16 protein-coding genes are annotated in these 19,717 nt (G+C 63.9%); 4 read left to right on the forward strand and 12 right to left on the reverse strand.

The features are described from left to right. Positions 1-134 precede the first annotated feature (134 nt). The 4 genes from acpS to rpoZ form a co-directional block, all read right to left on the reverse strand. The gene (gene acpS / locus BBTA_RS21950; protein ID WP_012044700.1) at positions 135-554 is read right to left on the reverse strand and encodes a holo-ACP synthase; all 420 of its coding nucleotides are present in this window, start codon (positions 552-554) and stop codon (positions 135-137) included. Next, a complete protein-coding gene (locus BBTA_RS21955; protein ID WP_012044701.1) occupies positions 551-1,324 on the reverse strand; it encodes a pyridoxine 5'-phosphate synthase in 774 nt (257 codons plus the stop codon). Before BBTA_RS21955 ends, acpS begins: the two co-directional genes overlap by 4 nt. Before the next feature lie 81 nt (positions 1,325-1,405). After that, the gene (locus BBTA_RS21960) at positions 1,406-3,700 is read right to left on the reverse strand and encodes a bifunctional (p)ppGpp synthetase/guanosine-3',5'-bis(diphosphate) 3'-pyrophosphohydrolase (protein WP_041750815.1); all 2,295 of its coding nucleotides are present in this window, start codon (positions 3,698-3,700) and stop codon (positions 1,406-1,408) included. 162 nt (positions 3,701-3,862) lie between these two features. Continuing rightward, complete coding sequence (gene rpoZ, locus BBTA_RS21965; protein ID WP_006612728.1) at positions 3,863-4,255, reverse strand: DNA-directed RNA polymerase subunit omega; 393 nt, start codon at positions 4,253-4,255, stop codon at positions 3,863-3,865. 354 nt (positions 4,256-4,609) lie between these two features. Between rpoZ and BBTA_RS21970 the strand changes: the two genes are divergently transcribed. Together BBTA_RS21970 and BBTA_RS21975 are read left to right on the forward strand one after the other, a co-directional pair. Next, the gene (locus tag BBTA_RS21970) at positions 4,610-5,263 is read left to right on the forward strand and encodes an NYN domain-containing protein (RefSeq protein WP_012044703.1); all 654 of its coding nucleotides are present in this window, start codon (positions 4,610-4,612) and stop codon (positions 5,261-5,263) included. Continuing rightward, positions 5,244-5,933 (forward strand): uracil-DNA glycosylase, encoded by a 690-nt coding sequence (locus BBTA_RS21975; protein WP_012044704.1) that lies wholly within the window; start codon positions 5,244-5,246, stop codon positions 5,931-5,933. Before BBTA_RS21970 ends, BBTA_RS21975 begins: the two co-directional genes overlap by 20 nt. 142 nt (positions 5,934-6,075) lie before the next feature. Here BBTA_RS21975 and BBTA_RS21980 read toward each other — a convergent pair whose 3' ends face one another. The 4 genes from BBTA_RS21980 to dapA form a co-directional block, all read right to left on the reverse strand. Further along, on the reverse strand, positions 6,076-6,660 hold the full coding sequence (locus tag BBTA_RS21980; protein ID WP_012044705.1) for a peroxiredoxin: 585 nt from the start codon (positions 6,658-6,660) through the stop codon (positions 6,076-6,078). Positions 6,661-6,722: 62 nt separating this feature from the next. Next, positions 6,723-7,196, reverse strand: coding sequence for an SsrA-binding protein SmpB (gene smpB, locus BBTA_RS21985; RefSeq protein ID WP_012044706.1), 474 nt, complete (start codon positions 7,194-7,196; stop codon positions 6,723-6,725). A gap of 1 nt (position 7,197) precedes the next feature. Beyond that, on the reverse strand, positions 7,198-7,614 hold the full coding sequence (gene mscL, locus BBTA_RS21990; protein ID WP_012044707.1) for a large conductance mechanosensitive channel protein MscL: 417 nt from the start codon (positions 7,612-7,614) through the stop codon (positions 7,198-7,200). 54 nt (positions 7,615-7,668) lie between these two features. Beyond that, positions 7,669-8,559: a 4-hydroxy-tetrahydrodipicolinate synthase gene (dapA, locus tag BBTA_RS21995; protein ID WP_012044708.1), complete on the reverse strand. Its 891-nt coding sequence runs from the start codon at positions 8,557-8,559 to the stop codon at positions 7,669-7,671. A gap of 368 nt (positions 8,560-8,927) precedes the next feature. Between dapA and BBTA_RS22000 the strand changes: the two genes are divergently transcribed. Next, entirely contained in the window at positions 8,928-11,234 is a 2,307-nt protein-coding gene (locus BBTA_RS22000; RefSeq protein WP_012044709.1) for a lytic transglycosylase domain-containing protein, read from the forward strand. Positions 11,235-11,373: 139 nt separating this feature from the next. On the opposite strand, the gene BBTA_RS22005 is transcribed toward BBTA_RS22000, so the two are convergent. After that, on the reverse strand, positions 11,374-12,939 hold the full coding sequence (locus BBTA_RS22005) for a porin (RefSeq protein WP_012044710.1): 1,566 nt from the start codon (positions 12,937-12,939) through the stop codon (positions 11,374-11,376). A gap of 721 nt (positions 12,940-13,660) precedes the next feature. After that, positions 13,661-15,220, reverse strand: a complete 1,560-nt coding sequence (locus BBTA_RS22010) for a porin (protein ID WP_012044711.1) — start codon at positions 15,218-15,220, stop codon at positions 13,661-13,663. 441 nt (positions 15,221-15,661) lie between these two features. On the opposite strand from BBTA_RS22010, the gene BBTA_RS22015 reads away from it, so the two are divergent. Next, a complete protein-coding gene (locus tag BBTA_RS22015) occupies positions 15,662-16,144 on the forward strand; it encodes a MarR family winged helix-turn-helix transcriptional regulator (protein ID WP_012044712.1) in 483 nt (160 codons plus the stop codon). A gap of 116 nt (positions 16,145-16,260) precedes the next feature. On the opposite strand, the gene BBTA_RS22020 is transcribed toward BBTA_RS22015, so the two are convergent. Beyond that, positions 16,261-17,304: a S9 family peptidase gene (locus BBTA_RS22020; protein ID WP_244424076.1), complete on the reverse strand. Its 1,044-nt coding sequence runs from the start codon at positions 17,302-17,304 to the stop codon at positions 16,261-16,263. 824 nt (positions 17,305-18,128) lie between these two features. Further along, positions 18,129-19,694, reverse strand: coding sequence for a porin (locus BBTA_RS22025; RefSeq protein ID WP_012044714.1), 1,566 nt, complete (start codon positions 19,692-19,694; stop codon positions 18,129-18,131). Positions 19,695-19,717 lie beyond the last annotated feature (23 nt).

Here is a 19,717-nt window from a genome sequence, read left to right on the forward strand (position 1 = left end):
CCCCTGATGCTGCCGGTTCAATTCCAGCGGGTTTTAGACGACTGTTCCGGCCCGCGCAATCAAGGGCCGCATCAAAACTCCATAACGTACTGGAATCGATTGCATTTTTGTTTTTCCGACAAAGCCGGGACGGCTCAGGAGGTGGCCAGGCTCACCGCCGAAATGATGACAAAGGCCTGCGCCAGCGGCCAATCGTCGGTGATCGACAGGTCGATGCGGGCGTCATGGCCCGCCGGGGTCAGCGCCTTCAGCCGCTCCGCCGCGCCGCCCGTGAGCTGCATCGTTGGCCGGCCTCCGGGCAAATTGACCACGCCCATGTCGCGCCACCACACCCCGTGCCGGATGCCGGTGCCGAGCGCCTTGGAGCAGGCCTCCTTGGCGGCGAATCGCTTGGCATAGGTGGCGACCACCATCTTCTCGTTCTTGGCACGCCGCTCGGCCTTGGCGCGCTCGGCCTCGGTGAAGATACGGTTCAAGAACCGATCGCCATGGCGCTCGATGACCTCGGCCACGCGGCGGATGTCGATGAGGTCGGAGCCGATGCCGATGATCATGCCGCCCGGCTCCGGCCGCGATCCATCGCCACGCGCATGGACCGCACCGATTGGGGCAAGCCGACGAACAGCGCCTCCCCCATCATGAAGTAACCGATGTTGAGCTCGACGATTTCCGGCAAAGCCGCGATCTGCTCGGCGGTCGTATAATCGAGCCCGTGGCCGGCATGGACCTCGAGGCCGGCGGAATAGGCCAACCGGGCGCCGGCGACGATTCGCTCCCATTCGGTGGCAGCCTTGTCGTGATGGCCGTCGGCGATGGCATCACACCAGCCGCCGGTGTGGATCTCGATCACCGGCGCGCGCAGGCGCGCTGCCATCTCGATCTGCGCAGGATCGGCGGCGATGAACAGCGAGACACGGATGCCGGCATCGTTCAGCCGGGCGATCGCGGGCGCCAGGGCATTGTGCTGGCCGACCACGTCGAGGCCTCCCTCGGTGGTCAGTTCCTCGCGCCGCTCCGGCACCAGGCAGCAGGCATGCGGGCGGGTTGCAAGCGCGATCCGCACCATCTCGTCGGTCGCGGCCATCTCGAAATTCAGCGGCTTGGCGATTTCCGCTTTCAGGCGCGCCATGTCGTCGTCGCGGATATGCCGCCGATCCTCGCGCAAATGGGCGGTGATGCCGTCAGCACCGGCCTCGATGGCCAGCAGCGCGGCGCGCACCGGATCCGGACTGCGGCCGCCGCGGGCATTTCGCAACGTCGCCACGTGGTCGACATTGACGCCGAGGCGCAGCTTCGGAGGATGTGGCTTCGCAGGATCTGACATGGACCGGCTCGCAGAACTCTCGGTAGGAATACGGCTTGTTTAGCGCATCACGAGCCAGAACGCCGCCACCAAACCCGCAGATTAGCCATTCACGCGGTCGACCCTGGCGACGATGGTTTTCGCGCGGAGCTGGTTGATGATCGCCGAGAGATGCTTGAGGTCGTAGACTTCGAGATCGATCGTCAGCTCGGTGAAATCGGGCGAGCGGCGGCTCATGCTGATATTGTCGATATTGCCGTCATGCTCGGCGATCACGGTCGCGACCTGGGCGAGGCTGCCGGGCTCGTTGACGTTCTCCACCCGGATCCGCGCCGGGAAGCGTTGCGGGGTGGTCTCGTCGACATCCCAGCGCACGTCGAGCCAGCGCTCCGGCTCCTCCTCGAAATCCTTCAGGGCCGGCGACTGGATCGGATAGATCGTGATCCCCTCGCCCGGCGTCACAATGCCGACGATGCGGTCGCCGGGAACGGCGCCGCCATTGGGCGCGAACTTCACCGGCAGGCCTGAATTGAGGCCACTGATCGGGATCGCGAAAGCCCCGCGCGCGGGCTCGGCCGTCGGCGCCGCAGCAGCCTTGGCAGCCGCAGCGGCTGTCTTCTTGCTGCCATAGCGCACGATCCGCTCTTCCTTATAGTCGGGATACATCGCGCGGGCGACGTCGGAGGCCTTGATCTCGCCGCGGCCGACCGCCGCCATCACGTCCTCGATCGAGGCCCGCGCGAGGCGCGGCAAGGCGCCCTTGAGCTTGTCATCGGCATAATCGAGCTTGGTGCGCTCGAACAGGCGTTCGACGATGCGCCGGCCAAGCCCGGCATATTGATCGCGCACCGCCGTGCGGGTGGCGCGGCGGATCGCAGCTCTCGCCTTGCCGGTGACCGCGAGCGTCTCCCAGGCCGAAGGCGGCGCGGATTGAGCATCCGATGTCAGCACCTCCACCTCGTCGCCGTTCTGCAATTCCGACGAGAGTGCGGCGAACTTGCCATTGATCTTGCAGCCGACGGCGCTGTTGCCGACATCGGTATGCACGGCATAGGCGAAGTCGATCACATTTGCGTGGCGCGGCAGCGCGATCAACTTCCCCTTCGGCGTGAAGCAGAACACCTGGTCGTGGAAGAGTTCGAGCTTGGTATGCTCGAGAAACTCCTCGGGGTTGGCGCTCTCCGACAGGATTCCGATGGTGTGACGGAGCCAAGCGAACGCATTCGATTCGCGCTTGAGCAGCTCGGTGGGCGAGCCGATATCGTCCTTGTAGAAGGCGTGAGCGGCGATCCCGAGCTCGGCGATCTGGTCCATCTCCTCGGTGCGGATCTGGAGCTCGACGCGCTGCTTGCCGGGTCCGATCACAGTCGTGTGTATCGAGCGATAATCGTTCTGCTTGGGCGTCGAGATGTAATCCTTGAAGCGCCCTGGAACGACCGGCCATGTCGTGTGCACGATGCCGAGCGCACGATAGCAGGACTCGAGGTCCGGCATGATGACCCGGAAGCCGAAGATGTCCGACAGCTGCTCGAAGCCGATGGATTTGCGCTCCATCTTGGTCCAGATCGAGAATGGCCGCTTGCGACGACCAAAAACCCGCGCCGTCAGGCCGTGATCGCGAAACTTCCGCGCGAGCTGGCTTTCGATCTCGCCGATCAGGTTCCGGTTGCGCTCCGCGAGCGCGTCGAGCCGCTGCATGACGACGTCATAGGCTTGCGGGTCGAGCGTCCGGAACGAGAGATCCTCGAGTTCCTCGCGCATCTCCTGCATGCCCATGCGCCCGGCGAGCGGCGCATAGATGTCGAGTGTCTCCTCGGCGATGCGCCGCCGCGAGGCTTCCGGCACGAATTCCAGCGTGCGCATGTTGTGCAAACGATCGGCAAGCTTGACGAGCAGCACACGCACGTCGTCGGCGATCGCCAGCAGCAGCTTGCGCAGGTTCTCGGCCTGCTTGGCCTCGCGCGAGACGAGCTCGAGCCGCTTCAGCTTGGTCAGACCTTCGACCAGCGCGCCGATCTCGGGCCCGAACAGGCGATCGATCTCGGCGCGGGTGGCCTCGGTGTCCTCGATCGTGTCGTGAAGCAGCGCGGCCACGATGGTGGCGTCATCGAGCTTGAGGTCGGTCAGAATGGCCGCGACTTCGAGCGGATGGGTGAAATACGGATCGCCCGAGGCCCGGGTCTGCGAGCCGTGCGCCTTCATCGCATAGACATAGGCGCGGTTGAGCAGATCCTCGTTAGTATCGGGATTGTAGGAGCGGACCCGTTCGACGAGGTCATACTGCCGCATCATGCGGGAGCGCGGCTTCTGGGGCCGAGGCCGCTCAGCCGTCGGGGCCGCCACAGATGATTCGGCTGCGGCCTGCATTTGCGGAGGCGTGTGGCGAGAGACCGCCATGAAAATTGTCTAAACCTTTACCGTCAGTGCCTGATTCGGCGACGCCGATGCCGCCCGATGCCCCTATGGTAATCACGGAATCCCGATCAAATGCAAAGGCCCGGACGCGATCCGGGCCTTCACATTCTCACAAGTTAATCCGAGAGGACGATGGCGGGATCGTCACTCGTCCTCTTCCGGCTGCTCTTCCGGCGGGGCGAGGCCCTCGAGCCCCTTGAGGAGCTCTTCCTCGGTCATCCGCTCGACCGCGACCTCGGTGTCGTCGGCATCGACGCTGGCGCCGGCCGAACCGATCAGCGGCACCGTATCGGGCTCCGGCTCATCGACTTCGACAAACTTCTGCAGCGAATGCACCAGCTCTTCCTTCAAGTCTTCGGGAGAAATGGTAGAATCCGCAATCTCCCGGAGTGCCACAACGGGATTCTTGTCGTTATCTCTGTCAATTGTAAGTTGTGAGCCCGACGAGATCATACGGGCGCGATGCGCGGCCAGGAGGACCAGGTCGAACCGATTGTCCACTTTATCAATACAATCTTCAACGGTGACGCGCGCCATTGATTGTCGCTCCGGTCGTTTGTGTGCTTAATATGCTGATTATGCTGGGCTAGTTATAGAGCCTGACGGGTTTTCGCAAGGCCAATCTGGTGGTCAGGCTTCGGTAAGGGGCAAGGAGTAAGGATTCCGCAACCTTGGCTGGCAGTCCGCCCGGATCTGCCTCGTGCGCACTTTGGACAAGAAAACGCTTCATTGCGTCGTCATTAGTGCGCCTTTGTTGCCCATATCACTCCAGTTTGCGGTAGCCTCACACCAGACGGGCGGCTTCGACGCCTTGGCAGTATCTTGAGATGGAATGCGCGGCCGGCCTGAGTCGCGCCAAAAAACAGAAGCTAACTCAACGCGAGACACTGAATGTCATCTTCGACCAACAAGATTGCGCTCTTCATTGACGGCGCCAACCTATACGCCACGGCCAAGACGCTCGGATTCGATATCGACTACAAGCGCCTCCTCAAGGAATTCCAGAGCCGCGGCACCCTGCTGCGCGCGTTCTATTACACGGCGATCATCGAAGATCAGGAGTACTCGTCGATTCGGCCTCTGATCGACTGGCTCGACTACAACGGGTACACGGTGGTCACCAAGGCCACCAAGGAATTCATCGACGCCAGCGGCCGGCGCAAGGTGAAGGGCAATATGGACATCGAGCTCGCCGTCGATGCCATGGAACTCGCCGAGCACATCGACCAGATGGTGCTGTTTTCCGGTGACGGCGACTTCCGCTCCCTGGTCGAGGCGATGCAGCGGCGCGGCGTTCGCGTCACCGTGATCTCCACCATTTCGAGCCAGCCGCCGATGATCGCCGACGAGCTGCGCCGCCAGGCCGATGTGTTCACCGATCTCGTCGAGCTGCAGTCCAAGCTCGGCCGCGATCCGTCGGAACGCCCGGCGCCGCGCGAGCCGCGCCACCATTCTCCGCAGTTCCTGCAGCGCTCGACCACCCCGGCCACCCGCAGCACCACGACCACCGCCGCCACGACCCCTGATGACGACTTCGACGACTAGGCCGCGCTCCAGCGGCGGCCGGGCCGGCAGCGCCCCGCCCTCGTCAACCGATCCGCATCAAGACTGTCCGCTGTGCCCTCGCCTCGTGGAGTTCCGCGAGGCGCAGCGGGCGCGCGAGCCGTCTTGGTTCAATTCCCCCGTACCTTCGTTCGGCGCCGCCGACGGCCGCCTCCTGATCGTCGGGCTTGCGCCGGGACTGCAGGGTGCCAACCGTACCGGCCGCCCCTTCACCGGCGATTACGCCGGGGAACTGCTCTATGGAACCCTACTGCGCTACGGCTTTGCCAAAGGCCGCTTCGAAGCACGCCCCGATGACGGGCTGACGCTGGTCGATTGCCGGATCAGCAACGCCGTCCGCTGCGTCCCGCCGCAGAACAAGCCGCTGCCGGCCGAGATCAATCAGTGCCGGGCGTTTCTCGGCGCCACGATCGCAGCGATGCCGCGCCTGCGCAGCATCGTCGCGCTCGGCCGCATCTCGCACGACACGCTGCTGAAACTGCTCGGGCTGCGCGCCGCCGCCGCGCCGTTTGCTCACGGCGCCGTGCATCAGGCCGGAGCGATCAAGCTTTACGACAGCTATCACTGCTCACGCTACAACACGAATACCGGCGTGCTCACCACCGAGATGTTTCATGCCGTGTTCGCCCGCGTGAAGGCGGAGCTGGATTAGAGCCAGGTCCGGAACGGTCGAAACCGGTTTTCCGAAAAGATCAAGCGCAACGAATGATCCGATCAGCCCTCGCGCCAGATCGGCGCAGCCACGGGCCGAGCGAGCAGCCCCTGATCCCGCGCATCTGTTGTATGCCGGCCCGTCACGCAGCGGACAGGCGGTTCGCGCGCAGCCAGGCCAGCACGTCGGCGGAATTCCGGTCCGGCGGAAAGACCGGATAGAAGACGTGGGTAATGCGCGCATCGTCAACGATCATCGCCAGCCGCTTGATCAAGGTCAGGCCGGCAATTTCCATGGTCGGCAATCGCAGCGCGCCGGTCAGTTCGAGCTTCTCGTCCGACAGCACGGCAAACGGCAAATGCAGCCGTGAGGCCATCTCGGTCTGATAGGCATTGCTCTGCGTCGATAGCCCGAACACATGCGCGGCCCCTGCGGCCTTCAGTTCCCCGAACAGGTCGCGGAAGCTGCAGACCTGCGGCGTGCAGCCGCGGGCGCCCGGGATCATGTCCCAGTCTTCGACCAGGGAGGCCTTGCCGGGCTCGCCGGTCCGAGGATAGGCGAACACGACGGTGCGCCCCTTCAGGGCCGACAGATCCACGACGGTATCGTCGGTGGCCCGCAGCCCGATGGCGGGCATGATCATCCCGACCAGATGATCAGCCGCACCGTCATCGGTCGGTGCCGGAATCTTGCTCCAGTCGACGTCGAGCAGGTTCTTCTGAGTCATCGGTCATGTCCCAGCATGGTTGTGCCGCTTGCGCTGGCACGGACGACCGCGCCATCGCCTGGTCAGCCGCGCGCCCGCAGCAGCCGCCCCTTCTCGCGGCCCCAATCGCGCTTCTTCTCGCTCTCGCGCTTGTCGTGCAGCTTCTTGCCCTTGGCGACCGCGAGCAAGAGCTTGGCGCGGCCGCGCTCGTTGAAATAGAGCTTGAGCGGAATGAGCGTCATGCCCTCGCGCTCGACCGCGCCCATCAGCTTGTTGATCTGCTTGCGATGGAGCAGCAGCTTGCGCGGCCGCTTCGGCTCGTGATTGAAGCGGTTGGCCTGCAGATATTCGGGAATGTTGGCGTTGATCAGCCAGATCTCGCCGTCGCGGGAATCCGCATAGGATTCCGCGATCGTCGACTTGCCGCTGCGGATCGACTTCACCTCGGTGCCGGTCAGCGCGATGCCGGCCTCGATCGTGTCCTCGATCGCATAGTTGAACCGCGCCTTGCGGTTCTCGGCAGCGACCGTGATCTTGGGCTCTTTCTTGTCTGCCACGTCAGGCTTTCTTCAGGAGATCCCTGATTTCGGTCAAAAGCTCCACCTCGCGCGAGGGCTTCGGCGCCGCCGCAGGCTGGGTCTCCTGCAACCGCTTCAGCCTGTTCATCCCACGAATGATCAGGAACAGCACAAAGGCGATGATGAAGAAGTTCAAGGTCAGTGTCAGGAACTGTCCATAGGCCAGCACAGCGCCCTGCTTCTTGGCATCGGCGAGATTGCCGGCCGTGACCGACTTGGACAGCGGGATGAAGTAGTTCGAGAAATCGAGGCCGCCGGTGATCGCGCCGATGATCGGCATGATGACGTCGCTAACCAGCGAGGTGACGATGGCACCGAAGGCCGCGCCAATGATGACGCCGACCGCGAGGTCGACGACGTTGCCCTTCATCGCGAATTCACGGAATTCCTTCAGCATGCTCTCATCCCCCTTGAAGCGTTGCGAGAAAATTCCCGGCCGGGCCGCCCCGTCTCAGTTGATCAGCCCGGCATGGACCATGGCCTCGCGTACGGCGATCCGCGTCGGCTCGGAGACCGGCACCATCGGCAAACGCAGCCGCTCCTCCAGCTTGCCGAGCAGCGACAGCGCGTATTTCACCGGACCCGGATTGGACTCGATGAACAGGTTGGTGTGCAGCGGCATCAGCTTGTCGTGGATCTTCAGCGCGGTGGCGACATCGCCCTTCTGCCAGGCGGCATGGAATTCCGCGCACAGCCGCGGCGCGACGTTCGAGGTCACCGAGATGCAGCCATGGCCGCCATGGGCCATGTAGCCGATGATGGTGGCGTCCTCGCCCGACAGCTGGTTGAAATCCTCGCCCAGCGTCGCGCGCTGCTGCGACACCCGCACCATGCTGGCCGTGGCGTCCTTCACGCCGGCGATGTTCTTCAGCTCGAACAGCCGCTTCATGGTGTCGACCGACATGTCGATCACCGAGCGCGGCGGAATGTTGTAGATGATGATCGGAATGCCGATTGCGTCGTTGATCGCCTTGAAGTGCTGATACAGGCCTTCCTGCGTCGGCTTGTTGTAATAGGGCGTCACCACCAGCACCGCGTCGGCGCCGGCCTTCTCGGCGTGCTCCGCGAGTTCGACGGCTTCCCTGGTCGAGTTCGATCCGGCCCCCGCGATCACCGGCACGCGGCCCTTGGCCTCGGCGATGCACCACTCGACCACCTGCTTGTGCTCGTCATGGCTGAGTGTCGGGCTCTCGCCCGTGGTGCCGACCGGCACCAGGCCGTTGGTGCCCTCGTCGATCTGCCAGTTCACCAGGCTGCGGAACGCGGCCTCGTCGACGGCCCCGTTTTTGAAAGGAGTGACCAAGGCGGTGAAAGAGCCCCGGAAATTCGTCTTGGCTGCCATGAAACTCCCTCCCAACGCGTGTTGGCCCCTGTACGAAACGCCCTACATAACGGGTCCGGACACGGGGCGGAAGGCCCGCCGGCCCCGGAGCTGCCTTCTCAACAGGCACACCAATCGTTCGAATCACCCATGGACCGACCTTGAGGCCAGAGCTTCGGTCCCTGCAAGCCAGATACGAGACGTGCCGGTTGTCGGGGGGTCAAGAACCTCGACACCTGGGTCGGGGTCGCCGCATGCCGCCCTCCGGTCGTGATTTTGCCGCGGTGTTGGCGCAGGTTGCCGGGCCTCCCGGTACATTTAGGATTTGTTCACCTTTTCGATAGACCACGTTCGTCAGGGATCGAAGTTATCCGCCGCAAAGGAACGCCGTGCCCCTCTCTGCCCGCGCCGCCGCATTGCGCTCGACCGCCCTGTCGAAGTCCCTCTCGGTGTCCTTGGCCGCCGGCCTGACGCTCGCATGGGGGCTCGCCGGAGACATCGCTCTCGCCAAGGACAAGGTTCCGCTGCCCAAGGCGCGCCCGATCGCCCGCAGCGTGGTTCCCGGTACCGCCGCCAAAGAGGGCGCGGAGTCCAAGGGCAAGGCCGACGCCCGGGCCGAGGCAAAACCCGACAGCAAGAGCGGCCCCAAGGGTGCGAGCGAGGCGCCGCGGGCCGCCGCGCCGCGGGACATCATGCCTGGAACCGCCGGCCTGCCGGCGCCGCGCCAGCACGCTGCCCTGCCCGCCGCCCGCAAGCCCGTCGTCCCGGCCGCCGTGGCGGCAACCTCTTCGACCTCGCAATCGGACAAGGACGCGCTCGAAAACGTCATCGAACTGGTTCGCAAGCGCAAGCCCGACGATGCCACCCAGGTCGCGCAGGCGATCTCGGATCCCGTGGCGCGCAAGCTGGCCGAATGGGTGATCCTGCGCAGCGACAACAACAATGCCACCGTCGAGCGCTATCGCGCCTTCATCACGGCGAATCCGAGCTGGCCGTCCCAGAGCTTCCTGCGCCGCCGCCTGGAGGCTGCGCTGTGGGACGACAAGCGCGACGACGCCGTGGTGTGGTCCTGGTTCGAGAACGAGTCGCCGCTATCGGCCAAGGGCCGGTTCGCGCTGGCCCGCGTCATGCTCAACCGGGGGGATCGCGCCAATGCCGAGCGCCTGGTGCGCGAAGCCTGGCGCAACGATGCCATGTCGGAGGAGACGGAGAACAACATCCTCGACCAGTTTGGCCCGCTGATCTCCGGCGGCGACCACAAGGCGCGGATGGACACTCTACTGTATGGCAGCGAGCACGAGGCCGCGTTGCGTGCGGCCCGGCGCCTCGGCGCCGGCCATGTCGCCCTGGCCAAAGCGCGGATCGCGACCTACCGCAAGGCGCCCAACAGCCGCGCTCTGCTCGATGCGGTGCCGCACGAGCTGCACGGCGACGCCGGCTACATTTTCAGCCGGATCCAGCTGCTGCGACGCGACGAGAAGTTTGCCGAGGCAGCACAACTGATGCTGAACGCGCCGAAGGATCCGGGACGCCTGCACAATCTCGACGAATGGTGGATCGAGCGACGGCTGCTGTCGCGCAAGATGATCGACACCGGCGAGTACCGCAGCGCCTATCTGATCGCCCGTGATGCCGCACTGCCCAACCGCGACATCTACAAGACCGAGCAGGAATTCACCGCCGGTTGGATCGCGCTGCGCTTCCTCAACGATCCCGCGACCGCGGCCCAGCATTTTGCCCGGATCGGCGTCGGCAGCGTCAATCCGACCACCCTGGCCCGCGCCGGATATTGGCAGGGCCGTGCGGCGGAAGCGATGGGGCGCATGCAGGAGGCGCGCGCGGCCTACACGGCGGCCGCCGAGCAATCGACCAGTTATTATGGGCAGCTCGCCCGGGCCAAGCTGGGGCTGCCGCAGCTCGGGCTCAACGCCGCACCGAGCGGCCGCGGACGCGGCGTCGAGCGGCTGGAGGTGGTGCGTGCGGCGCAGCTGCTCTACGAGCTCGACGAGGGCGAGGTCGCGATCCCGATGTTCGCCGACATGGGGGACAATGGCGATCCGGACGTGCTGGTCGGCCTCGCCGAGATCGCGGGACGGAACAGCGACGCGCGGGCGATGCTGCTGGTCGGCAAGGCGGCGCTGAATCGCGGACTGCCGTTCGATCACTACGCGTATCCCGTGACCGGCATCCCGCCGTTCCGCTCGATCGGACCGGAGGTCGAGCAGAGCGTGATCTTCTCGATCGCGCGCCAGGAAAGCGCCTTCAACCAGGCCGTGGTCTCGCCCGCGCAGGCCTATGGCCTGATGCAGGTGACGCCGGATGCAGGCCGCTATGTCTGCAAGCGCGCTGGCGTCAGCTTCGATCTGAACCGGATGAAGACCGATCCGGTCTACAACGCCGCGCTCGGCGCCGCCGAGCTGGGCGGGCTGCTCGAGGACTATCGCGGTTCGTACATCATGACGTTTGCGGCCTACAATGCCGGCCGCGGCAGCGTGAAGAAATGGGTCGAGCGCTACGGCGACCCGCGCGATCCGAAGGTCGACGCAGTCGACTGGGTCGAGCTGATCCCATTCGCGGAGACCCGCAACTACGTGCAGCGCGTCATGGAGAATCTGCAGGTCTATCGCGCCCGTTTCGGCGGCGGCTCGCGGCTGCAGATCGAGGCCGATCTGCGTCGCGGTGCCGTGGTCGAGTAGCGAGTAGCGTAGCGAGTAGCGAGTAGCGAGTAGCGAGTAGCGAGTAGCGAGTAGCGAGTAGCGAGTAGCGAGTAGCGAGTCAGGCCTAGCTCGGCCTGTCAACACCATTCGCTACTCCCTATTCACCACTCGCAGTTCGTTACCAGTTGCGCTGGGCGCGGAGCAGCAGCGAGACCGAATCCTGGTCCTTGAGCTGATAGGTCGTCGCCGGCTTGGCGACGACCGCCGCGGCCGGCGCGTTCGCCACGCCGTTGAACTTCTGATCCAGCCGGGTCCACGCCACGTCGGCCGAGAAAGTCAGGTTCTTGACCGGGGTCCAGCGGGTGATCACGCCGAGCGTCGAGATGTTGAAGTCCGGATTGCAGTTCGCACCGGTGATGCCGAGCGCAACCATGCCGGCGCCGTTGCAGATCAATCCCTTGGCCGTGTTATTGTACCTGACCGCGCTCCAGGAACCGTAGACGGCGGTGTTCCAGAACGGATCCCAATTGTGGGTGAACGCGCCGCGGAAGCCATAGGTCGTCGTCAGCTGCTGCTGGGTGCCCGTCGCGAAGACGGAATCAGACACACCGGCAAAGCCGAGGCTCTGATAGGCACCCGCCATGTTGCTGGCGCCGTACATGGCGTAGTTGATCGGCGCAAGACTCTGGAAATTGTAGCGGCTGGCGCCGTTGGTGTAGACGCCCTGCACGTTGAGGGTGTCGCCGGGTCCGGTCGGGATGTTCTTGATCGACAGCGCGAGCTGGCCGGCATAGCCCCATTTGTCGGCGGGATGGCCGGTGACCTCGGTCGCGCCGTTGAAGCCGGCGTGATTGTCGTGAGCGGCGAAAGAGGCCTGGAACAGGCCCCAGGCCTGGTCGACGCGCACCATGCCGACGATGTCGGGCGCGACATTGCCGCCGAAGTTCGACGTGCCATAGGCGCCGGTGATGACGCCGGCTGCGGTTTGCCCGGTCGTGTTCCAGATCTGCGACTGCCCATATTGCGTCGCATCCTGGGCCGAGATCGCGGCCGTGATGCCAGAGCCGAAATCGGCGGTGTAGGTGAACTGATTGACGCCGGTGATGCTGCCGCCGCCGCCGGTGAGACCATCGAAATTGTTACCGGGATAGTTGCTCCAGGGCGCATCGAATTGCGACACCGCCTTACCCATCGTGAAGCCGGCAAACTGGATGAAGGCGTAGAACACGCCAAGTCCACCGCCGGCGATGCCGCCATCGGACGGATTGACCGTCGTTGCGCCGGCAATCGCATTTCCGGCCGCGTTGAGGGCGATGTTGCTGCTATAGACAGTGGCACCCGTGGCCGAGCCGGTGCCGGTATAGCTGCCCGACGTCCACTGGAAGACGGCATCGAAGTAGGTGCGGACGACGCCATATTCGGTCGCGGTGCGCGTGTCGATGTTGAAGTCCGCGCGCGAGCGAGTCGTGTAGTAGTTGCTGAGGCGATTGCGCGCGCCAGCTACGCCGTTGGTGGCATTCTGAAACAGAGCGTTGGTCCCGAAGGCCGCCTCAGCACGCAGAAATCCCCCCAGCTTGATGCAGGTGTCGGTGCCCGGGATGTAGAAGAATCCCGCACCGTACATCGAACAAACCCTCACATACTCGACCGGTTTGGCCTTGATCGGAAGGTCGGCTGCATGAGCCCCACTCATGGCGAGCAAAGCCGCCCCTGAGCCCAGAACAAGGCTCTTCACAGTCTTCATAGTAACCTCCACATGACTCACGCGAGACGGCCTGGCTCAGAAGCGAACGTCCGCCCCCACGGGGTCAGCTCATCTCCAGCCGCCGTACAGTGCTTGCGCATAGCGTTACAGTGGGAACGATCGCGAGGCGCTTTTGGTGTTTTATCGGACCATTCTCGTGGCGGGCCGGACCATGCATGTGACGCCGATGCGGCACGCACGGCTGCAGCGCATCTTCGCCTTATAGAGAGTGAGGCTGGCCGGCGGCGCCGGATCCATGTCGAGAGCACGGCAGCAATGAAGCGGAAATGTCGGCCGCAGGCGGGGCAATACTGGGGTCAGGCCTGTTGCTCAGGAGGCGCGCCGCCGTGCGGCCTGTTCTGAAGGTCTGAGGCTTCGATGCCGTCAGGACCTCGCCGTGCGGCCGCCCAATCTGCGCCGCCAGGTTTCACCATGTCGCGGTTCGATGACCGGTCAACCGGACGGTCCGCGCGCATGGTGGGCATGCTGGTTGCGCCGGTCAGCGGCTGAACTGCGGCGACACCACAATCGGGACAAGGCGAAACTACAATGATCCTGCAGAGCGATGCTGATCGGCCAGCCTCGAGACCAGGCCAGGAAATTCGTCCCTTGCACGGCGAATCAGCCCGGGCCCTGCTCCGTTCGCCCAGCCCGGCGTCGGCGCAAAAGAAAACCCCCGGCAGTTGCCTGCCGGGGGTCGTAGCCTGTGATCAGAGCACTGTTACCAGTTGCGCTGAGCGCGGATCAGCAGGGTCATGCTGTTCTGATCCTTCAGCTCGTAGATGCCGGCGGGCTTGGCATTGCCAGCGCTCGCGGGGGCCGCAATCGTGCCCGAATACTTCTGGTCGAGCTGGCTATAGGCGAAGTCGGCCGAGAAGGTGAGATTCTTGACCGGGGTCCAGCGGGTGATCAAGCCGATCGTCGAGATATCGAAGTTCGGGTTGCAGGTTCCGACCAGACCCAGCAGAGCCGTCGCATTGGCGCAAATCGCCGCCGTGCCGACCGTGCCGTACTTCACCTGAGCGTACGATCCGTAGATCGCCGTGTTCCAGGCAGCGTTCCAGTTGTGCGTGTAAGCACCACGGAAGCCCCAGGTCTTGACGCTCTCCTGCGCACCGTTGGTCACGAACACCGTGTCCGGCGCGTTGGCGAAGGCGATGCTGCCATAGGCGCCGGCAACATTGCTGCCGCCGTAGATCGAGTAGCTGACCGGAGCCAAGCTCTGCGCGTTGTAGCGCGTCGCACCATCGGTGTAGACGCCCTGGATGTTGATCGTGTCGCCGGGACCCGTCGGGATGTTCTTGATCGACAGAGCACCCTGGACCGCCCAGCCCCACTTGTCGGCAGGCGCGCCGCTGGTCTCGCTGGCACCGTAGTAGCCGACGTGGTTGTCATGCGCCGCAACCGACAACTGGAACAGACCCCAGGCTTGATCGATACGCAGCTGGCCGACGAGGTTCGGCGAGCGCGTACCGCCGATGGCGTTGGCGCCGTAAGCACCGCCGATCATGCCTGCACCGCTGGCGCCCGACAGGTTGAGGTTGCCAGCCTGATAGTACTGGGTCGCATCTTCCGCCGACACCGACACGGTGATGCCCTGGCCGAAGTCAGCCGTGTAGGAGAATTGGTTGACACCGGTGACAGTGCCGCCGCCGCCCCACAGACCGTCGTAGTTGTTGCCCGGGTAGTTCTGCCAGGGCGCATCGAACTGCGACACGGCCTTACCCATGGTGAATCCAGCGAACTGGATGAAGGCGTAGTAGACACCGAGCGAACCGCCGGCGACGCCGCCGTCCGTCGGGTTGACGCTCGCCGCACCAGCGGTCGCAGTACCCGCGGCATTGAGGCCGATCGCGGTGCTGTAGGCCGTTGCACCGGCCGCCGAGCCGGTACCGGTGTAGCCGCCCGTGGTCCACGAGAAGGTCGCATCGAAGAAGGTGCGGACAACGCCGTATTCGGTCGCCGTGCGGGTGTCGATGTTCAGATCTTCACGAGCGCGAGCGGTGTAGTAGTTGCTGAGGCGGTTATGCGCGCCGGCGGGAGCGCCACTGGCCCAGTTGTAGAGGCTGTTGGTGCCCAGACCGGCTTCCACGCGCAGGTAGCCGCCGAGCTTGATGCAGGTGTCGGTGCCGGGGATGTAGTAGAAACCCGCACCATACAGGGAGCAAACCTTCACATACTCGACCGCTTTGGCCTTGATCGGAAGGTCGGCCGCCTGAGCCCCGGACATGGCGAGCAGGGCCGCCGCTGAGCCGAGGACAAGGCTCTTAACCGTCTTCATTTAAACCTCCAAGTTGCGCTTTTGAGAAAGAACCGGACCAGGATCCCCCAGGACGATCCGCTTCCTCCGCTCCCGAAAAACCGCTTCAGTCGCTTCGCGCCATCGGACACACCCGCATCACGCGAGGGACTTAAGCGAAACCACCTGTAACGGGACGATCGAGTAATCCCCCCACCGTCGCCAGGAACTATGCCTCCGCTCATTCGGTAAGCAAAATAGTTTATGCAGTCAGGTAATTGAATGAAGCCGAAATGTGTCCCCAGGGCAACACCAAGGCAGCTCATTGTGCGACGCAAGGGCACCTGCGCATTACCTCCTAGATTAGTGATTTTGCTGCAGATTTTTTTTCATTAGGGTCGACCGAGGAACTGGACCTCTCGAGCAATGGCGCCCTTGAAGAATATATCTGCCGCATCTGTGGAGGCGGCTGAGGAACAGCAGATGTCAGATCGTCTGCCGAAGAATCGCGACGCTGTTCTGCGTTTCGCCCGGGAGATCGCAACGATCAACGTGCATCTCGAGGAACTGAGGTACTTCTGGGCGAAGCGAATCGGCATCAGCGGTCCACAATGGATGATCCTGATGGCCATCTCGGAACTCGATCAGGGCGAAGGCGTCGCGGTCAATGCGGCAGCCAAGCGGCTCCACGTCGACCCCTCCTTCGTCACGACTCAGTCGAAGCTGCTCGAGAAAAAGGGGTTCGTGCACCGCAAGCCCGCCCCGGAGGATGCACGCGTGGTCAGGATGTCCCTGACCGCCAAGACCTCGGAGCATTTTTCCGAGCTCGAAACCCACCAGGCGCAGATCTTCGGCTTCATCTTCGAGGAGTTCGACGCCTCCGAGCTTTCGACGTTCACGGACAAGCTCGCCGCGCTCAAGGAGCGCTTCGAAAAGGCGAGCGCCCGAGTCTCGCTCGGGGTCTGATCGAATCGCGGCAGCCGCGGCCGTCAGGACGAGCGTGACGGTATCGACAGCTCAACTCACAGCAACCGCTGCGCCCGGACTCGAAGCGCGTTGATCCCTTCGAGAAGCCGACCGCTTCAGCTCGGCAGCTTGGGAGCGCCCGCGAGACGCGCCGCAATCCAGTCGAATATCGCGGCATTCGACTGCGCGTCGCACACGCCGCCCCGATCGCTCGGAAAGATCTTCAGCGTGACATCAAGATGCTCGCGCTTCATCTGTGCGACCAAGCGGGTCGCGATGTCGGCGCGCAACCAGCCGCGGTCAGGCAGAGCGACCAAAAGCGGACACATGATCTGTCGCGCCACGCGACAATCGCTGGCGCTTGGGAGGCAGGCGCGCTCGTCCGGAGTCAGCCGGCGAGACAAACAGACACGCTCGTGAATGTCCCAAAGTCCGGCATCACACACCGCGGCTGCGTAGCGCGGATCAAGCGCGATCCCGCGGGCCACGAAGGACGAACTCCAATCGTCGGCCAGGATGGCGATCCTGCCGTCATCCACGTCGTCCCGTCCGCACACATAATCCATCACGCTGCCGATCGCGGTCTCGAGATCGCGATGCCCGACGATGTCCTCGAACCGGCTGGTCGGCCCAGGCCCGAGCAGATCGACGACCAAAAGCGACAGGCCGCGCTCTGCGGCGTGTCCGGCAAGCATGAGCAGAGACTTCTCTTTACGGCGGCCGGGCTCACAGATGCAGACCACCATCGGCGCAGGCTCTGGCCGATCGGATGCCGGGAGAAAATAGGCCTCCAGCGGATAATCCGGCCGCCAGGCGATCGTGACCACCTCGCCCTGCCGAACGCCGAGACTGAGATAGTCCAACGCGCAAGTGCGAATGCCTGCGTCTACGCTTTGCGACCGCACGGGGCAGTTGCCAATCGACGACGCGGCAACCTCATAGTAGTTGACGGCGCGAAGCCACTTTCTCCGGGCCGCTTCGAGCAGCCCTGCATCCGCGAGACTGCACGCACCGCCTCGCATGACCTCGGCCGCTCGCATCCATTCTTGGTACCAGGAGTCGGCGTCATCATTGTAGATGCGCTGCACGATCGCCAGACATTCGGCGAGTTCGCTTTCCCTTTCCGACGCGTCCAACAGACGCGTCAACGCGTCGGACACCTCTTCCCTCTCAGACCACGGCCCAAACGCCTTCAGAACGCCTTCCGAACCCATCGCGCACCGCTTCCTCGCCCGTGACGGCTTTTTCATCCGTCATCTGTTTGTCAGACTGTGATGATCCGCGAATTCACGGTCAAGCCACGTCGTGACTCTTTTTTCCGTATGTTTCTGGAGGTTAGCAACCGGTCGCGTCACCATAGCACAGGGTCGCTGATGCCAATGCGGCTCGAGCACGCCCCCATATGGAGAGAGCTTCAACGCGAAGCGGAAGGACCGGAGCCCGCGCGGGTTCCGCCCAAATGAAGAAACCCCCGACGGGGCATCGTCGAGGGCTTCGGAGATTCAACATTGGACGGTAGCATTCGGCCGGTACACAGCTGATGTAGCGACGCTGGAAAATTATCTTATCAACTCATCTAATTTCAATACCCAATTATCGAAACCGGAAAAATTCTTATAAGGCCCTGTTGATAAACGTCTTTTATCGCTGTGCTCATTGCCCTCGGCGCGTGATCGCGGCTCGACCCGCGCTTTTCAGCGATAGAGATTGGATTCCAGATCGGCATGATGCGGCGCAAGCAGGCCCCGTCTCGCCGCACTGCGCACAGAAATCAGGCTCTCACGTCTCCATCCTCACGCGGCGGAGCGACGAGACGAAACGCGCAGCACTGCCGCCCTGCGGTCATCGCCCTGCCCGACGCCACGATCCGATCCTAACACGCGGCGGGCCGAGGCGTGTGCCCACCTTCGGAGACAAGCACCACACAAACAAAAATCCCCGGCAGTTGCCTGCCGGGGATCCTTGAACCGATCTCTCGATCAGATCAGAAGTTGCGCTGAGCGCGGAGCAGCAAGGAGACCGAGTTCTGGTCCTTGAGCTGGTAGGTCGCAGCCGGCTTCGCGATGCCAGCCGAACCCGGATAGGCGATGTTGCCGGTGTACTTCTGGTCGAGGTTCGTCCAGGCAACGTCAGCCGAGAAGGTCAGGTTCTTGACCGGGGTCCAACGGGTGATCACACCCAGCGAGGAGATGTTGAAGTCGGGGTTGCAGGTGAAGCCTGCGCCCGCGATCGTCGTCATCGCCGCGCTGCCGCAGATCAGGCCCTTGGCAGTGTTGTTGTAGCTCACGGCAGCCCACGAACCGTAGATCGCCGAGTTCCAGGTCGGGCTCCAGTTGTGGGTGTAAGCGCCACGGAAGCCGTAGGTCGTGGTCAGCTGCTGCTCGCCACCGTTCACGTAGACGGAGTCGCTCAGGCCAGCGAAGGCCAGCGTGCCGTACACGCCAGGCGTGCTGCTGCCGCCGTACATCGCATAGGTGGTCGGAACCAGGCTCTGCGCGTTGTAGCGGCTCGCACCGTTGGTGTAGACGCCCTGGATGCTGATCGTGTCGCCGGGGCCAGTCGGGATGTTCTTGATCGACAAGGCCAGCTGAGCAGCCCAGCCCCACTTGTCGCCCGGATGACCCGAGGTCTCCGAAGCGCCGTAGTAGCCGGTGTGGTTGTCATGCGCCGCGAACGACGCCTGGAACAGACCCCAAGCCTGGTCGACACGGACCATACCGACGATGTCCGGAGCAACGTTGCCGCCGTAGCTGTTGCTGCCGTAGGCGCCGCCGATGATGCCGGCCGCGGTGATGCCCGACACGTTCCAGAGGTTGGTCTGGTAGTACTGGGTCGCATCCTGCGCCGAGATCGCCGCCGTGATGCCCGAGCCGAAATCGGCGGTGTAGGTGAACTGGTTGACACCGGTGACAGTGCCGCCGCCGCCCCACAGACCGTCGAAGTTGTTGCCCGGGTAGTTGGTCCAGGGCGCGTCGAACTGCGACACGGCCTTACCCATGGTGAAGCCAGCGAACTGGATGAAGGCATAGTACACGCCGAGCGAGCCACCGGCGATGCCGCCGTCGGTCGGGTTGACGCTGGTCGCACCAGCGGTCGCGGTACCAGCGGCGTTCAGGCCGATGGCGCTGCTGTAGGCGGTGCCGCCAGCAGCCGAACCGGTGCCGCCGTAGGTGCCCGAGGTCCAGGTGAACGTCGCATCGAAGTAGGTGCGGACCACGCCGTATTCGGTCGCGGTGCGCGTGTCGATGTTCAGGTCCTGACGAGCGCGGCTGTAGAAGTAGTTGCTCAGACGGTTGTTCGCACCGGAAACGCCGTTGACGGCGTTGTTGTACTGGCCGTTGCTGGCGAACGACGTCTCAGCACGGAGATAGCCGCCGAGCTTGATGCAGGTGTCGGTGCCGGGGATGTAGTAGAAGCCAGCGCCGTAGAGGGAGCAGACCTTCACATATTCGACCGCCTTGGCCTTGATCGGAAGGTCAGCTGCCTGGGCCCCAGACATGGCGACGAGAGCTGCCGCCGAGCCCAGGACGAGGCTCTTGATCGTGTTCATAATGTTAAACCTCCAAGTTGCTC

Origin of the sequence: Bradyrhizobium sp. BTAi1, from assembly GCF_000015165.1 — a bacterium.
GTDB classification, from domain to species: domain Bacteria; phylum Pseudomonadota; class Alphaproteobacteria; order Rhizobiales; family Xanthobacteraceae; genus Bradyrhizobium; species Bradyrhizobium denitrificans.

Coding starts and splice junctions, on each gene's coding strand:
- BBTA_RS22025 (WP_012044714.1), bottom strand. CDS start 19,694: ATGAACACGATCAAGAGCCTCGTCCTGGGCTCGGCGGCAGCTCTCGTC.
- BBTA_RS22015 (WP_012044712.1), top strand. CDS start 15,662: ATGTCAGATCGTCTGCCGAAGAATCGCGACGCTGTTCTGCGTTTCGCC.
- BBTA_RS21970 (WP_012044703.1), top strand. CDS start 4,610: ATGTCATCTTCGACCAACAAGATTGCGCTCTTCATTGACGGCGCCAAC.
- BBTA_RS22010 (WP_012044711.1), bottom strand. CDS start 15,220: ATGAAGACGGTTAAGAGCCTTGTCCTCGGCTCAGCGGCGGCCCTGCTC.
- dapA (WP_012044708.1), bottom strand. CDS start 8,559: ATGGCAGCCAAGACGAATTTCCGGGGCTCTTTCACCGCCTTGGTCACT.
- BBTA_RS22005 (WP_012044710.1), bottom strand. CDS start 12,939: ATGAAGACTGTGAAGAGCCTTGTTCTGGGCTCAGGGGCGGCTTTGCTC.
- acpS (WP_012044700.1), bottom strand. CDS start 554: ATGATCATCGGCATCGGCTCCGACCTCATCGACATCCGCCGCGTGGCC.
- BBTA_RS21975 (WP_012044704.1), top strand. CDS start 5,244: ATGACGACTTCGACGACTAGGCCGCGCTCCAGCGGCGGCCGGGCCGGC.
- BBTA_RS21955 (WP_012044701.1), bottom strand. CDS start 1,324: ATGTCAGATCCTGCGAAGCCACATCCTCCGAAGCTGCGCCTCGGCGTC.
- rpoZ (WP_006612728.1), bottom strand. CDS start 4,255: ATGGCGCGCGTCACCGTTGAAGATTGTATTGATAAAGTGGACAATCGG.
- BBTA_RS21960 (WP_041750815.1), bottom strand. CDS start 3,700: ATGGCGGTCTCTCGCCACACGCCTCCGCAAATGCAGGCCGCAGCCGAA.
- BBTA_RS21980 (WP_012044705.1), bottom strand. CDS start 6,660: ATGACTCAGAAGAACCTGCTCGACGTCGACTGGAGCAAGATTCCGGCA.
- mscL (WP_012044707.1), bottom strand. CDS start 7,614: ATGCTGAAGGAATTCCGTGAATTCGCGATGAAGGGCAACGTCGTCGAC.